Raw genomic sequence first — 14,400 nt, 5'->3', positions numbered from 1 at the left:
TCTCGTATAATAGGGCAAATTTTTTCCCAAGGTTGATTATGAAAATTGTCCGAGTGGCACTGGCTGTGCCGCTTCCTCGTTTATTTGATTATCTCGTCCCCGATGATGTTTTATTACAAATCGGTATGCGCGTTCTTGTGCCTTTTGGTACGCAAAAACGTGTCGCGATTGTGGCTGATTTCCCGACAAAATCTGACGTGCCAGAGGATAAACTCAAAACCATTCTTCAACCATTAGATTTCGCACCGCTCTTTACCCCAATTTATTGGGATTGGCTTCATTGGGCTGCAAATTATTATCAAGCGGGATTAGGCGATGTCTTATTTCAAGCCTTGCCTGTGAAATTGCGTAACGGCGAAAGTGCGGTGAAAAATGACCGCACTTTTTGGCAAATTACAGATGCGGGGAAAAATGCGCTTGAACAAGGCCTGTTAAAACGCTCGAAAAAGCAAGTTGAAGCCCTACAATGCTTATCTAAAGCTGATCTTAAAAAAGGCAATAATGAGTTTTCCTCCGCGATTTGGTCAGCCTTAAAAGCCAAAGGGTTTATTGAGGAAATTACTATCCAAACAAAGCCCCTAAGCTGGCAACAAAGCTTAGGAGATAACCCAATTGTCAATGCTGAAAATCGCTTAACCTTAAATAAGCAGCAAGCCTTAGTGTTTAGTCAATTGCTCTTTCATTCTGGTTTCAACGTATGGCTGCTCGATGGGGTAACTGGTTCAGGCAAAACAGAAATTTATCTGCAATATATTGAAGAAGTTTTAAAATCGGGTAAACAGGTACTAGTGCTTGTACCCGAAATCGGGCTAACACCACAAACGGTGCACCGTTTCAAAGCACGTTTCAATGTAGAAATTGATGTGCTGCATTCTAATTTAACCGATACGCAACGGCTTTATGTATGGGATCGTGCGCGTTCTGGACAAAGTGCCATTATGATTGGCACGAGATCGGCATTGTTCACGCAATTTTCTAATCTTGGTGCAATTATTTTGGACGAAGAACACGATGCGTCTTACAAACAGCAAGACAGCTGGCGTTATCACGCGCGAGACCTGGCTATTGTACTGGCTCAAAAACTAAATATTGCGGTATTAATGGGTTCTGCTACACCAAGTTTAGAAAGTATTAATAATGTACAAAACGGCAAATACCAACATTTAGTTTTATCAAAAAGAGCGGGGAATTCTACCGCACTTCGTCATTTCGTTATTGATTTGAAAAATCAAAACATACAAAACGGTCTTTCAAAACCCTTATTGGACCGAATGAAAGCTCACCTCGAAAAAGGCAATCAAGTGTTGCTTTTCTTAAATCGTCGTGGCTTTGCCCCTGTGTTGCTTTGCCATGAATGTGGTTGGATTGCACAATGCCCTCATTGTGAAAAACCTTATACGTATCATCAGCATCAAAATGTATTGCGTTGTCATCATTGTGGTGCACAGAAAACTATTCCTCAACAATGTGGTGATTGCGGCTCGACTCATTTAGTCACCACAGGTCTCGGCACGGAACAATTAGAAGAAACCTTGAAAATGCTATTTCCTCATTATTCTGTGGCTCGAATCGACCGCGATAGCACTGCGCGTAAAGGGAAATTGGAAGGTTATTTAGAAGATATTCAACAAGGCAAAAGCCAAATTTTGATTGGCACACAAATGCTCGTGAAAGGACATCATTTTCCGAATGTTACTCTCGTTGCCTTAGTGAATGTAGATAGTGCATTATTTTCACTGGATTTTCGTGCAGAAGAACGCTTAGCTCAACTTTATATTCAGGTTGCTGGACGTGCTGGACGTGCCGATAAACAAGGCGAAGTCGTGCTACAAACACATTATCCAGATCATCCTTTGCTTACCACGTTATTAGCGAATGGCTACCAAGTTTTTGCAAAAGAAACCTTACAATTACGCCATTCAATGGGATTGCCACCTTTCACTTTTCAGGCGTTATTCAAAGCACAGGCTCGACATTCTGAGCTTGCAGAAAATTGCTTAAGTCAAATTGCAGATTTTTTTCAATCAAAGCAAATCACGGGATTGCAAATGCTTGGCCCTATGCCTGCACCGTTCAGCAAGAAAGCGGGGCAATACCGCTGGCAGTTATTATTGCAACATCCGTCAAGAATGACGTTGCAAAAAGCATTGAGAGAATATCAACAAGCCGAACTTGAAAAAAACAGCCAAGTTCGGTTAATTTTGGATGTTGATCCGCAAGACTTATCATAAAAAATGCGGTGAAAATTCACCGCACTTTCTCTATAAAATCTATTTGAAATCTTCAACATCACCCAATAGACAGGCATATTTCGCCGTATTGGGGCTAGATTCCAAGGCAATTTTTAATGCCATCGTCAAAGGAACAGACAGTAGCATTCCCACTGTTCCCAGTAACCATCCCCAAAATAATAATGAAAGGAACACCACTAAGGTTGACAGCCCTAATCGTTGTCCCATCATTTTAGGCTCAATAATGTTACCGACAACCATATTAATCGCAATAACACCGATTGCCGCGCCAAAGCCAACACCAAAACCATTTAGTAATAAGGCTTGAACAATAATCGGAATAGCCGCAATGATAGAACCAATATTCGGAATATAATTCAGCAAGAAACTCAAGGTTGCCCACAAAATGGCATATTGAACCCCACAAGCCTCTAACAAAATAAAAATACCAACACCAGTAAGCAAACTCGTGATACTTTTAATGCCAAGATAACCAATTATGCCTTGCAAAACGCGATCAATATGGCGTTCTTCTTTGGCTGCGTCATGAGGTGTTGAACTAATCACCATAGCAAATTTATGTTTCATCGTTGGTGCTTCAGCAAGCATAAAAATCACGACCAACACTAAAACAAACACATTACTCACCACACCAGAGAAATTCAGCAATACTCGGCTCACAAAATTCATAATGATGCTTGGGTCAAAATTTTCTTGGATGGTTTCACGCGAAAGCGTCAAAGGCAGATTGAAACGTTGCAACAATTCAGTTAAATCACTCACGCGTTGTGAAAGCAAAACTTTATATTGTGGAATTGATTGGGTGAATTCTCTTGCAGTGCTGTTAATCAGCCCGACTAATAAGAAAAACACCAAAGAAATCAAGATGAAAAGCAAAGTAATGGCCAACCAATGAGGAATTCGGCGTTGCGTCATCGCCTTAATCATCGGTGAACAAATTATCGCGATAAATAGCGATAGCAAGAATGGCACCACAATTTCTGCCGCCAATGCAACGCCAGCTAAGATAATAATCACCGAAGCAATGCCACGCAAAGTGCGGTGTAAATTTAAATTATTTTGCACTAAATCGCCTCCTCGTTTTCTTCGCCCGTGCGAATGCGGATCGCTCGTTCAACGTTATAAACAAAAATTTTGCCGTCACCGATTTTGCCTGTTTGTGCCGTTTCAATAATAGCTTCAATACATTGATCCACAAGCTCATCGGGAACTACCACTTCCAATTTCACTTTTGGCAGAAAATCCACCATATATTCCGCACCACGATAAAGTTCTGTATGACCTTTTTGGCGACCAAATCCGCGTACTTCCGTGATTGTCATACCTGAAATACCAATATCTGAAAGGCTTTCTCGCACATCATCTAATTTAAACGGTTTGATCATTGCTTCAATTTTTTTCATGCTATTTCTCCAGATTTTCACGTCTTGCGGATTTAGGACGGAAACTTTCGATGATTTCAGGCTTGGTATCAATATATAAGCCGTTAATCAGTTGCAAACAATAAGGCACTGCGCTAAAAATGCCTTTTACAAGCACATTTCCTTCTTTATCTTTCACGCCTTCTAAGGTTTCTTTAATCGCTTTAGGCTGACCCGGAAGATTTAAAATCAAGCTTTCCTTACGAATCACGCCCACTTGACGGGATAAAATTGCGGTAGGCACAAAATGTAAACTCACTTGACGCATTTGTTCGCCAAAACCCGGCATTTCTCGATCTGCTACCGCAAGGGTAGCATCAGGTGTTACATCGCGTTTTGCTGGCCCTGTTCCACCGGTTGTCAGCACTAAATGGCAACCTTGTTCATCCACCAGCTCTTTTAATGTTTGTTCAATAACTGGCTGCTCATCGGGGATTAATCTTGTTTCCAAATGGAAAGGATCGACAAGCGCTTGTTCTAACCAAGCCTGTAATTCTGGGATGCCTTGATCTTGATACACGCCTGCTGATGCGCGATCAGAAACAGACACCAGACCAATTTTTAAAAGTGCGGTCATATTTTTCCTTATTTTTATAAATGATTTTGACATGATTGGATAAATCAAAAATGCGGTAAAAACTTACCGCACTTTTAAAGGGCTAGAAGAATAAAATTCCGCCCCAAACGATACCGACAATACAAAGAGCAATAAATACCGATGCAGAGCCTTGATCTTTCGCGCGCCCTGAAAGTTCGTGGCGTTCTGTACCAATGCGATCAACTACAGCTTCCACCGCACTGTTTAAAAGTTCTAACGCCATCACAAGCAAAACAGAAGAAATCATCAAGATAATTTCAATTTTTGTTTCGCCTAAAAAGAAAGCAAGAGGAATTAAAATGCAGGCTAAAAAACATTCGTGGCGAAAAGCCGTTTCATTTTTAAACGCACTTTTTAAGCCTTGTAATGAATATTTAGTGGAGTTGATTAAATGGGTTAGCCCCGTCGTTTTATACATAAATTTTCCTATTTTTATAAACGTTTCGCTTCGATAACATCATCTAATTTTGCTAATCGAGCCAATATTTTACTCAAACTTTCAACATTATGAAGTTCAATTTCCATATCAATGGTAGCAAGCTGTTTTTTGGTATCAGCACGGCTTGATACCCCTAACACGCTAATTTTTTCATTTGCCAGAACTGTCGTAATATCACGCAATAAGCCATTGCGATCGCCTGCCACAATACGGATATTAATATGGAAACCACTTGCGTAATTTTCGCCCCAAATTGATTCCACCACGCGCTCTGGGTGAGCCGCTTGTAAATCTAAGAATTGTTCACAATCCGCTCTGTGAATAGAAATACCACGCCCCATTGTGATATAACCAACAATCGCATCACCAGGAATAGGCTGGCAACAACGTGCAATATGATGCATAAGATTGCCCACACCTTCCACAATCACATAGCCATTTTTTTTCTCAGATTTCTGCTGAGAATTCACCGCACTTTTGTTAGCAACATGACGCAAAATCTCTTGATCAGCCTCTTCAGCGGTCACTTTAATCAATTTACTTTGCAAAAAATTGATTAAGTTATTTAAACGAATATCGCCACTGCCAATACCCGCATAAAGATCATCCAAATTTTTCAAGTTATAGCGTGGTAACGCATAAGGTTCCACTTGCTTAATACTTAAATTTAAACGCGCTAATTCATTATCGAGTAATTCTTTACCCGCTGGAATATTTTTATCGCGATCTTGTTTTTTAAACCACGCCTGGATTTTGGCTCGAGATTTTGCAGTGTGAGTAAATCCTAAATTGGGGTTTAGCCAGTCACGGCTCGGGTTCGGGTTTTTCTGGGTAATAATATCAATTTGATCACCCATTTGTAGCTGATACGTAAATGGCACAATACGTCCTGCCACTTTTGCCCCGATGCAGCGATGACCAATTTCACTATGAATTGCATAAGCAAAATCTAATGGTGTAGATCCCGTTGGCAAATCCACTACTTCGCCTTTTGGCGTAAACACATATACACGATCGTCAAACACTTGGCTACGCAGCTCTGCCATCACTTCGCCAGAATCCGTAATATCATCTTGCCAAGCTAACAATTTACGCAACCACGCAATTTTTTCTTCGTAGGCAGACATGCTGCCTGTATTGCCCTCTTTATATTTCCAATGAGCCGCCACACCTAACTCTGCATCATCATGCATTTGTTGGGTTCGAATTTGCACTTCAATTGGCTTGCCACCTTTACCTAAAACAACAGTATGAATAGATTGATAACCGTTCGGTTTCGGATTCGCGACATAATCGTCAAATTCTTTGGGTAGGTGTTTAAATTGAGTATGAACAATCCCAAGTGCGGTATAACAATCTTGTAATTTTTGCACGATAATTCTGACCGCTCTTACATCATATAAACCGCTAAACTCAAGATGCTTTTTCTGCATTTTGCGCCAAATGCTATAAATATGTTTCGGACGACCATAGACTTCCACTTGCTCGATATTTTCGCGTAAATAACCGCTCAACTCGCTAACGAAATCAGCAATGTAATGTTCTCGATCGAGGCGACGTTCCTGTAATAATTTAGCAATAGCGCGATATTGTTCAGGATGGAGATAACGGAAGCAGTAATCCTCTAACTCCCATTTCAACTGACCAATCCCAAGACGATTGGCAAGAGGGGCATAAATATAAGAACATTCTTTGGCAGCAAGGACTTTGTCTTCTTCGGCACAACGATGCTCCGCATCACGCAAGAAAGTAATACGCTCGGCAAGTTTAATGATTACGCAGCGGAAATCATCCACCATCGCCAGCAACATACGGCGAACATTATCCACTTGTAACGCGTTAGCGGAATGGCTAGCATTGAGTTGGCGGATGTTATCCATCTCCAACACGCCTTTAAGCAATTTAGTGATTTTCGCACCAAACTTTTCTTTTAGACTTTCCCAGTCTGTTAATTTATTTGCAACGATAGGAAACAACATGGCAGTAAGCAATGTTTCCGCATCCATATTAAGTTCGTGCAAAATCTCTACCATTTCCACGCCGGACTGGAGCATCAAGGTAGCATTCTTCATTTCATCGGAATGGGTGCTCATTAAGTCACGTGCGTAATACCACGCATCGTTCAAACTTTTTTCTGTTTGTTCTGCCAGTTTTAAGCTAGCGCACCATTGTTCAATCACAAAATCCTGCGGATTTAACAAATGAGAACCACGAACAGCAACCATAACACCCCCTTGTTGATGAAGAGAAAGCAACTTCCTGTCGCTTTTATTTTGGGTGGATATTGTACCGAATAACCGAGTTATTTTGTAGTGAATAACGTTATCGATTCCAAATGCCCCGTATGCGGGAACATATCTATCACCGCACTTTTTTCAATCTTGTAGCCAAAATCACGTAAAATTTCTGCATCGCGCACTAATGTTGCGGGGTTACAAGACACATATAAAATTTTCTCTGCTTTCAACTCGCACAACGCATTTAACGCGAAAGCTGCGCCACTGCGTGGAGGATCAAGCAAAATTTTATTGAACGACTGACGTGCCCAAGGTTGTTCAACAAAGGATTGGTCAAGATCGGCTTGGAAAAATTCAATATTCTTGATTTGGTTTCTGACGGCATTTTGCTCCGCTTTTTGGACCATTTCAAAAACACCTTCAATTCCTACCGCACTTTTTACTCGTTTGGCCAGAGGAAGGGTAAAATTTCCCATGCCACAAAATAAATCTAATACGCAATCCTGTTGATTCAATTCAAGCCAATCTAATGCCGTATTAACCATACGTTCATTTAATGCACGATTTACTTGGATAAAATCACGAATATCAAAATGTAATTTTATGCCATCAGAAAATTGATAATAAGGTGCATTACCATAAATTTGTTCAATGCCTTCATCACTTTGTAAAAACAGCATTAACTTTTCTTGTTCAGCAAATTTGAGCAATAAAGTGCGGTCAATTTCCGCAAGGTTTTTGGTGTAACGTAACAACATTGCGACGCCATTATCGGCCGCCACAAGTTCAATATGCCCAAGCTGTTTTGGCGCAGAGAATTGTTCTAAAAGTACGGTTAATTTAGGCAGTAAATAATTAATTGCAGGTTCTGCCACTTCGCAAGATTGAACAGTAATTAAATCGTTGGTATTTTTCTGACGAAAGCCCATCTCGATTTGTTTTGTGTTTGGATTAAACCATAAACTCAAACGTACACGACGACGATATGCCCAAGCATCGCCACAAATCATAGGTTGAAATGAAATCGGCTCTGACTGTAATTTACTTAATCGTTTAAACAATGCAGATTCTTTCGCTTTCCTCTGCATTTCAATAGGAATATGTTGCCCTTGGCAACCACCACAACGCATAAAATGAGCACATTTTGGTGCTAAACGTTCAGGGCTTTTTACTCGCCATTTTTTTGCCGTAGCATGACCATATTGGCGTTTATCTTCCAGAATCCGACATTCCACTTTTTCGTGCGGAAGTGCATTTTCAATAAACCAAGTTTTACCATTAATTTTTGCTACGCCTAAACCTTGATAATCTAAATCAAGAATATTAGCCGTAATGGTTTGAACATTGTTTGTTTTTTGCTTTGGGGTATAAAGAAGAACCATTATTTTAGAAGTAAAATATTTTGAGTGAATAATTCTCGGCTTTTTAGCGGTTTATCGCCAAGATAAGGTTTCAGTGCAATACGAGTAAAACGTTTTGCTGCTTGACGTACCGCATCATCAGAAAAATCAAGGGCTTCAAAGGCTAACAAATCTCTTCCGTAAAAGGTGAGATTATCTTTCACTAAGGAAGCGATGAAACCTTTTTCCTCACGATAACGATATGTCATTGAGAAATCGACTGGCTCGCCAGACCCTGCACAATGCAGAAAATCCACGCCGTAACCGAGAATTTGTAAAAGTTGAAATTCAAAAAGACGCAAAGTTGGCTCAACGTTGGTTTCAGTTGCCAAGCCTGTTAAGCATTTTAAATAATGTTGAAACAGCGAAGAATTCGGCGTTTCAGGCTCAATGACACGAGTCAATAACTCATTCACATAAAAACCGCTATAAAGTGCGGTTTTTTGTAAAGGAAGTGTAATTGCGGCAGGTTCAGCTTTAGTGAGGGTTTTCAATGAGCTTTTTCCCGTCCAACGCAACAATAAAGGTGTGAAAGGTTGCAAAACCGACTTCCAAGATGAACGCTTTGCTCGTGCACCCTTGGCAATCACGGTTAGCCGACCACTTTCTTCAGTAAACAAATCCACTAAAAGACTCGTTTCACTATAAGGGCTACGATGAAGAATAAAGCCTCGTTGGAGTTCGGTTTGCACAATTAATTACCGGATAAACGCTCTACTGGTTGTAATACACATTGTTCCGCTAAAACTTCACCTAAATTAGTTTTTAGCACACTGAAATCCTCGCGTTCTTGCCACGTCCAACGAATATTGCCGTAATTTTTACCGCGCTCAGAAATCATTAATGTCAATTTTTCTGACATAGCATTGAAAGTCACCGTAATGTGATGCAATGATTTTTTACGTTTTTTTTGAGTGGAATGAACCACACGAACTTGCTTTTCATCTTTACACAAATAAACTTTAGCCTCACCTTTTTGCAAAGCTTTATCTACTTTTTCCACCTGCATCTTTTGTAGCTCTGGCTTCTTTGGTAAACCACTTTGAGCACAACCGACCAAGCAAAGTGCGGTTAAAATTAGAAACGTTTTTTTAAACATAACATCCTACTTGAAAAAGAAAAATGGGCGATTGCTCGCCCTAAAAATTATTTTTTATATTCATAAGAACCATCAGACTGACGAACAAATCGCGTACCGTTAGATAAACGCATTTCATTTACTCGCCCTTGACTGTTCACAGATACTGCAACTTTATCACCCGGTTTAAAGCTACTTAAAACATTGCCCGCACCCGCTGCTTTACTCATTGCATTAACATCCGAAATATTAAGTTGATTGTCACGGAATACTTGCATAAGAGAAACGCCTTTAGGCACAGTTAATGTTTTCGCCGATGCAGTTGGTGCTGCTGCTTTCGTTGCAGGTTTTGCATCAACAATTTGAACTTTAGTTTCTTTTTTAACTTGAACTGGTTTTGCTTCAACAATAGGTGCTTTTCCTGCTGTTTTAGCGACGGTTTGTTCAGTTGCTTTTGCTGGTACATGTGCTTTTTCAGCAACCTTCACTTCTTTTTTCGCGATATCTTTATGCGCAACTTGTTGTTCTACTACTTTTTTCACCGGTGGAACTGGTGCTACAACAGTTGGCGCTTTTGGCTGTTCCACTTGAGCTTGAGTTTGTGATTGCTCAGGTTGAGCTGCTTGCATAGGTTTAGCTGAAGCTGAATCCATTGTATTTGAGGTTTGAACTGGCGCTTGAGCCATATTTTGTGGCGCAGCCATGTTTTCTGCAGGTTGATTTTGAGCAGTCGCACTATTAGTCGATTCATCTGCTTTTGGCGCATTTTCAGGTTGGTTAGCTTGCTCTGCCGCCATCTGATTTTGTGCAGGAGGATTATCTAAAATCGTGGTTTCAACTGGTTGATTTTGATCTAAAGATTGGAACTGCACTGGGATTTCATTGCTGTTAGATTGAGTGAAAGACTCAACGGTGTCAGAACTTGGTTTTAATGCAAAGAAAATAATTAATAAAATGACCAACGCCAAAATAGCCATAAATAAACGGCGATGTTTTGCTGGTAATACTTGCAACACTTTCCATTTTTCAGGTTGGCTTAAAGTACGTTTTTCCGCTTGCTCAACAGTTTCTGTGGCAATAGTTTCAGTTTTAATTTCTTCTTCAACCGCAGATATTGTCTCTCCTGCAGATACAGTCTGAATAACTGGCTCTTGTTCTGTTCTCAATGTTTCGCTAGAAATAAAAGGCACGCTTTCTTGAGCTGGAGTATGGCCAAAAGTGGGTTCTTTACGCTCATGAAAATTTGTTTCTACATGATCTTTTTTAGCAAATAAACCTTTTGCTTTATCAAAAATTGACTCGCTAGGTTGCACCACTTTCTTTGGTGTAATTGGTTCAACTTGATTAAGACCTAAATCTAATTCATCTTGAGATGATTGTTCATTTTGATTTTTATTCATAGAATCCACTGGATTACTCCTGATACTAGTTGTTATTCATATTAATTAGCCGCGGAAGTGCGGCGAAAAAATTACGCGATATTTTATCGGATCTTATTCCGCGTATAAAGTCTTATTTGGTTCGCCGGCAATTTCTCGTGCGAGTTTGGGAACAAGATAGCCAGATGTAAGAGATTGCAAGGTTTTATAAATTTGCATAGCCTCGATATCACTAATCAGAAAATGGCTTGCTCCTTGCACTTTATCTAACAAATGCAAGTAATAAGGCAAAATTCCTGTTTGAAAAAGTTTATCACTCAATATTTTTAGAATTTGTGCGTCATCATTCACGCCTTTTAGCAAAACGGATTGATTCAAAAGCGTGACATTCACAGCTTTTAATTTTTGCATCGCATGAGCAAAAATTTGATCAATTTCATTCGGGTGATTAATGTGTGTCACTATAACTGTTTGCAAACGAGTTTCTGCTAATAAGGTACAAAATTCATCAGTAATCCGTTGCGGAATCACAACAGGCAAACGGGTGTGAATACGCAAACGTTGTAAGTGCGGTATATTTTCCAAATGTTTTATTAACCACGCTAACTCATGATCTTTCGCCATTAAAGGATCGCCACCTGAAAAAATCACTTCTTCAATTTCAGGATGCACCGCAATGTAATCTAATGCCAGTTGCCAGCTTTTTTTATTTCCTGGGTTTTCATCGTAAGGAAAATGTCGGCGGAAGCAATAACGACAGTTCACCGCACAACCACCCTTCGCCATAAAGAGCAAGCGGTTTTGATATTTATGAAGAATATTCGGCACCGCATTGGCATTTTTTTCTTCTAAGGGATCCGTACTAAATCCTTCGGCTTGTACAAACTCTAGATCAGAACACATCACTTGCAAGAAAAGAGGATCTTGCGGATTACCTTTTTCTATTTTATCAATGAAAGGTTGTGGTACGCGAAGAGAAAAAAGTTTCCGCGCAGCAATGGATTGCTCAAAATCATCTTCTGGTAAATTTAAGGCTTTTAGCAATAATTTAGGATCTGAAATCGCATTTTTTAGAATACTGAGCCAATTTTGTTCTTCTCTAATGACGGGTTCTTGGGTTAAAATACGCACTTTTCAAACCATCTCTAATTTTTAGGATATTAAAAATATGGCTACATATACTACCAGTGATTTCAAACCAGGTCTAAAATTTATGCAAGACGGTGAACCTTGCGTAATCGTTGAGAATGAATTCGTAAAACCAGGTAAAGGTCAAGCGTTCACACGTACTCGTATTCGTAAATTAATTTCAGGCAAAGTATTAGACGTAAACTTCAAATCTGGTACTTCGGTTGAAGCTGCTGATGTTATGGATCTTAACTTAACTTATTCATACAAAGACGATGCATTCTGGTACTTCATGCACCCAGAAACATTTGAACAATACTCTGCTGATGCAAAAGCTGTAGGTGATGCAGAAAAATGGTTATTAGACCAAGCAGATTGTATCGTGACTTTATGGAATGGTGCGCCAATTACTGTTACTCCACCAAACTTTGTTGAATTAGAAATCGTCGATACAGACCCTGGTCTTAAAGGCGATACTGCAGGTACTGGCGGTAAACCAGCAACATTAAGCACCGGTGCAGTAGTAAAAGTGCCTCTTTTCGTTCAAATCGGTGAAGTAATCAAAGTAGATACTCGTTCTGGCGAATACGTATCTCGCGTAAAATAATTGCTTAGATAACAGAAGTGCGGTCAATTTTTGCGGTATTATTTAGACATGATACAAGTATCTAAAATGGATAAAACCGCATTCAATTTCAATGCCTTTCCGAAGAATAAAATCGGAAAGGCATTTTTTATAAATTTAGTTTTTCTAAAAAATCATAAACCAAAGCCAATAAAATTCAGCCTTGTTTTATTTTTCATTGCAGTATAGAATTTTTCCTACTTTTAGTCGGGGTGCCACAAGATGGCTGAGATGATACCCGTGAACCTGAAACAGTTAGCACTGACGTAGGAAACTAATATGCAAAAATACTTTCTTATTCTTCATACCTATTTTAATTCCTTTTCTATCGTTATCTTTAGTCGTTAATCCTTAGGTTAATGCTATGGTGCATATTCAGGATCTTAGTCTTGCTTTTGGAGAACAAGTACTATTTGAACACCTTGATTTAACCCTTTTACCTAATGATTGGGTGAGTTTACTTGGCTGTTCTGGTGTGGGTAAATCAACGCTTTTAAGATTAATTGCAGGGCTTGAAATACAAGGGAAGATTCAAGGTAATATCATCTTTCATCCTAATATTCGAGTGGCATGGCTACCACAAAAAGATACCCTTTATCCTTGGCTTTCAATTGTTGATAACGTCCAATTAGAAAACGTACTATTTGGGAAAAAATCCCAAAAAACAACTCTTCAAGCAAAAGTACTACTTGAACAAGTGGGTATGTCAGAGCATCTGCATAAAAACTGTGCTCAATTATCTGGAGGGCAAAAACAAAGAGTGGCGCTCGCTCGAGTATTAATGCAAAACGCTGATTTAGTTTTACTCGATGAACCTTTTTCTGCCCTTGATGCGATTAGTCGTTACCAATTACAAAACTTGGCCTATGAACTATTAAAAAATAAATCAGTATTATTAGTTACCCATGATCCTCAAGAAGCATTACGCTTAAGCCAGCGTATTTTTGTATTACGCTCACCGCAACTTAATCAACTAGCATTATCCGATGTCATAAAACCTGAAGGTAAAGCACCACGAGAACTTAACCAAGAAAATTTGTGGATGCTCCAACAACAATTATTAAATGAGTTATTAGAGGGAAAAAGATGAAACTTAGCCTTCTTAAACCACTCTTTATTGGAATTATATTGCTGTGTCTCTGGCAACTTATTGACGTATTAGGTGATTTTCCCCATTACATATTTCCTTCTCCGCAAGCTGTATGGCTGCAATTAACTTCTCATTCAGAACTACTTTGGCAACATACACAAATCACTTTAATTGAAATTGGCTTAGGGCTGCTACTGGGTTTTATTTTCGGATTGTCATCAGCCCTGTTACTCTCTTTTTCACCTAAAACATCGTCCTTACTGTTACCGGTTTTAGTGATTTCTCAAGCGATTCCTGTTTTTGCTATCGCTCCGATACTCGTACTTTGGCTAGGTTATGGCATGCCATCAAAAATTGTTATGGCTATTCTCATTATCTATTTCCCTGTAACTGCAGCTTGTTACGATGGCTTACGCAATACGCCTAAAGCTTGGATTGATCTCGCCAAAACATTCAAGCCATTCCCTTGGCGTTTATTACTTAAAGTACGTTTACCAGCCGCTTTACCCGCATTTGCATCAGGCTTTCGCATTGCTGTTTCAGTCGCACCAATTGGCGCTGTAATTGGAGAATGGGTAGGGTCATCAGAAGGGCTTGGCTATTTAATGATTCACGCTAACGCTCGTATGCAGGTGGATTTAATGTTTGCCGCCTTGCTGATCTTAGTGGCAATTTCACTTTGTTTATATTTCAGCATCGATTGGCTACTACGCCGTTTTATTTGGCACGTTTAACACTTCATGACAAAAGGAG

The 14,400-nt window shown here is 39.6% G+C and carries 14 protein-coding genes and 1 riboswitch; of the genes, 4 read left to right on the top strand and 10 right to left on the bottom strand.

Annotation, left to right across the window (positions count from 1 at the left end):
• The first annotated feature begins 38 nt into the window (after positions 1-38).
• Positions 39-2,231, top strand: a complete 2,193-nt coding sequence (gene priA, locus A8M50_RS06960; protein ID WP_005647100.1) for a primosomal protein N' — start codon at positions 39-41, stop codon at positions 2,229-2,231.
• Positions 2,232-2,270: 39 nt separating this feature from the next.
• Here priA and A8M50_RS06955 read toward each other — a convergent pair whose 3' ends face one another.
• The 10 genes from A8M50_RS06955 to epmB all read right to left on the bottom strand — a co-directional run bounded on the left by A8M50_RS06955 (position 2,271) and on the right by epmB (position 11,935).
• Positions 2,271-3,317: an AI-2E family transporter gene (locus A8M50_RS06955; RefSeq protein ID WP_005647001.1), complete on the bottom strand. Its 1,047-nt coding sequence runs from the start codon at positions 3,315-3,317 to the stop codon at positions 2,271-2,273.
• The gene (glnB, locus tag A8M50_RS06950; RefSeq protein ID WP_005635169.1) at positions 3,317-3,655 is read right to left on the bottom strand and encodes a nitrogen regulatory protein P-II; all 339 of its coding nucleotides are present in this window, start codon (positions 3,653-3,655) and stop codon (positions 3,317-3,319) included. The genes A8M50_RS06955 and glnB overlap by 1 nt, the downstream gene beginning before the upstream one ends.
• 1 nt (position 3,656) lies before the next feature.
• Complete coding sequence (gene mog, locus A8M50_RS06945) at positions 3,657-4,250, bottom strand: molybdopterin adenylyltransferase (RefSeq protein ID WP_005647046.1); 594 nt, start codon at positions 4,248-4,250, stop codon at positions 3,657-3,659.
• A gap of 82 nt (positions 4,251-4,332) precedes the next feature.
• Positions 4,333-4,689, bottom strand: a complete 357-nt coding sequence (locus tag A8M50_RS06940; protein WP_005627042.1) for a diacylglycerol kinase — start codon at positions 4,687-4,689, stop codon at positions 4,333-4,335.
• A gap of 14 nt (positions 4,690-4,703) precedes the next feature.
• Positions 4,704-6,935 carry a GTP diphosphokinase gene (gene relA / locus A8M50_RS06935; RefSeq protein WP_005647057.1) on the bottom strand — a complete coding sequence of 744 codons (2,232 nt, stop codon included), beginning with the start codon at positions 6,933-6,935 and terminating at the stop codon, positions 4,704-4,706.
• A 77-nt stretch (positions 6,936-7,012) separates the two neighbouring features.
• A complete protein-coding gene (rlmD, locus tag A8M50_RS06930; RefSeq protein ID WP_005646956.1) occupies positions 7,013-8,329 on the bottom strand; it encodes a 23S rRNA (uracil(1939)-C(5))-methyltransferase RlmD in 1,317 nt (438 codons plus the stop codon).
• On the bottom strand, positions 8,329-9,039 hold the full coding sequence (gene recO / locus A8M50_RS06925) for a DNA repair protein RecO (protein ID WP_005646928.1): 711 nt from the start codon (positions 9,037-9,039) through the stop codon (positions 8,329-8,331). The genes rlmD and recO overlap by 1 nt, the downstream gene beginning before the upstream one ends.
• Before the next feature lie 2 nt (positions 9,040-9,041).
• Positions 9,042-9,446, bottom strand: coding sequence for a hypothetical protein (locus A8M50_RS06920; RefSeq protein ID WP_005647018.1), 405 nt, complete (start codon positions 9,444-9,446; stop codon positions 9,042-9,044).
• A gap of 47 nt (positions 9,447-9,493) precedes the next feature.
• Positions 9,494-10,834, bottom strand: coding sequence for an opacity-associated protein OapA (gene oapA, locus A8M50_RS06915; protein WP_005646915.1), 1,341 nt, complete (start codon positions 10,832-10,834; stop codon positions 9,494-9,496).
• Positions 10,835-10,918: 84 nt separating this feature from the next.
• Positions 10,919-11,935 (bottom strand): EF-P beta-lysylation protein EpmB, encoded by a 1,017-nt coding sequence (gene epmB, locus A8M50_RS06910; protein ID WP_005647104.1) that lies wholly within the window; start codon positions 11,933-11,935, stop codon positions 10,919-10,921.
• Positions 11,936-11,972: 37 nt separating this feature from the next.
• On the opposite strand from epmB, the gene efp reads away from it, so the two are divergent.
• From efp to A8M50_RS06895, 3 genes are all read left to right on the top strand, one after another.
• Positions 11,973-12,539, top strand: coding sequence for an elongation factor P (gene efp, locus A8M50_RS06905; protein WP_005635150.1), 567 nt, complete (start codon positions 11,973-11,975; stop codon positions 12,537-12,539).
• A 216-nt stretch (positions 12,540-12,755) separates the two neighbouring features.
• A riboswitch (TPP riboswitch) is annotated at positions 12,756-12,847 on the top strand.
• Positions 12,848-12,921: 74 nt separating this feature from the next.
• Positions 12,922-13,647, top strand: coding sequence for an ABC transporter ATP-binding protein (locus tag A8M50_RS06900; RefSeq protein WP_005646975.1), 726 nt, complete (start codon positions 12,922-12,924; stop codon positions 13,645-13,647).
• On the top strand, positions 13,644-14,381 hold the full coding sequence (locus A8M50_RS06895) for an ABC transporter permease (protein WP_005646969.1): 738 nt from the start codon (positions 13,644-13,646) through the stop codon (positions 14,379-14,381). The genes A8M50_RS06900 and A8M50_RS06895 overlap by 4 nt, the downstream gene beginning before the upstream one ends.
• Positions 14,382-14,400 lie beyond the last annotated feature (19 nt).

This window comes from Haemophilus haemolyticus (genome assembly GCF_001679045.1).
In the GTDB taxonomy this organism is placed as follows: Bacteria; Pseudomonadota; Gammaproteobacteria; order Enterobacterales; family Pasteurellaceae; genus Haemophilus; species Haemophilus haemolyticus.
The sequence above is the reverse complement of the archived record's forward strand: the minus strand, read 5'-3'. Positions and strand labels throughout refer to the sequence as shown.

Bases quoted from the DNA above. Each gene is read 5' to 3' on its own strand.
- priA (WP_005647100.1), top strand. From the start codon at position 39: ATGAAAATTGTCCGAGTGGCACTGGCTGTGCCGCTTCCTCGTTTATTT.
- glnB (WP_005635169.1), bottom strand. From the start codon at position 3,655: ATGAAAAAAATTGAAGCAATGATCAAACCGTTTAAATTAGATGATGTG.
- mog (WP_005647046.1), bottom strand. From the start codon at position 4,250: ATGACCGCACTTTTAAAAATTGGTCTGGTGTCTGTTTCTGATCGCGCA.
- A8M50_RS06940 (WP_005627042.1), bottom strand. From the start codon at position 4,689: ATGTATAAAACGACGGGGCTAACCCATTTAATCAACTCCACTAAATAT.
- relA (WP_005647057.1), bottom strand. From the start codon at position 6,935: ATGGTTGCTGTTCGTGGTTCTCATTTGTTAAATCCGCAGGATTTTGTG.
- rlmD (WP_005646956.1), bottom strand. From the start codon at position 8,329: ATGGTTCTTCTTTATACCCCAAAGCAAAAAACAAACAATGTTCAAACC.
- A8M50_RS06920 (WP_005647018.1), bottom strand. From the start codon at position 9,446: ATGTTTAAAAAAACGTTTCTAATTTTAACCGCACTTTGCTTGGTCGGT.
- efp (WP_005635150.1), top strand. From the start codon at position 11,973: ATGGCTACATATACTACCAGTGATTTCAAACCAGGTCTAAAATTTATG.
- A8M50_RS06900 (WP_005646975.1), top strand. From the start codon at position 12,922: ATGGTGCATATTCAGGATCTTAGTCTTGCTTTTGGAGAACAAGTACTA.
- A8M50_RS06895 (WP_005646969.1), top strand. From the start codon at position 13,644: ATGAAACTTAGCCTTCTTAAACCACTCTTTATTGGAATTATATTGCTG.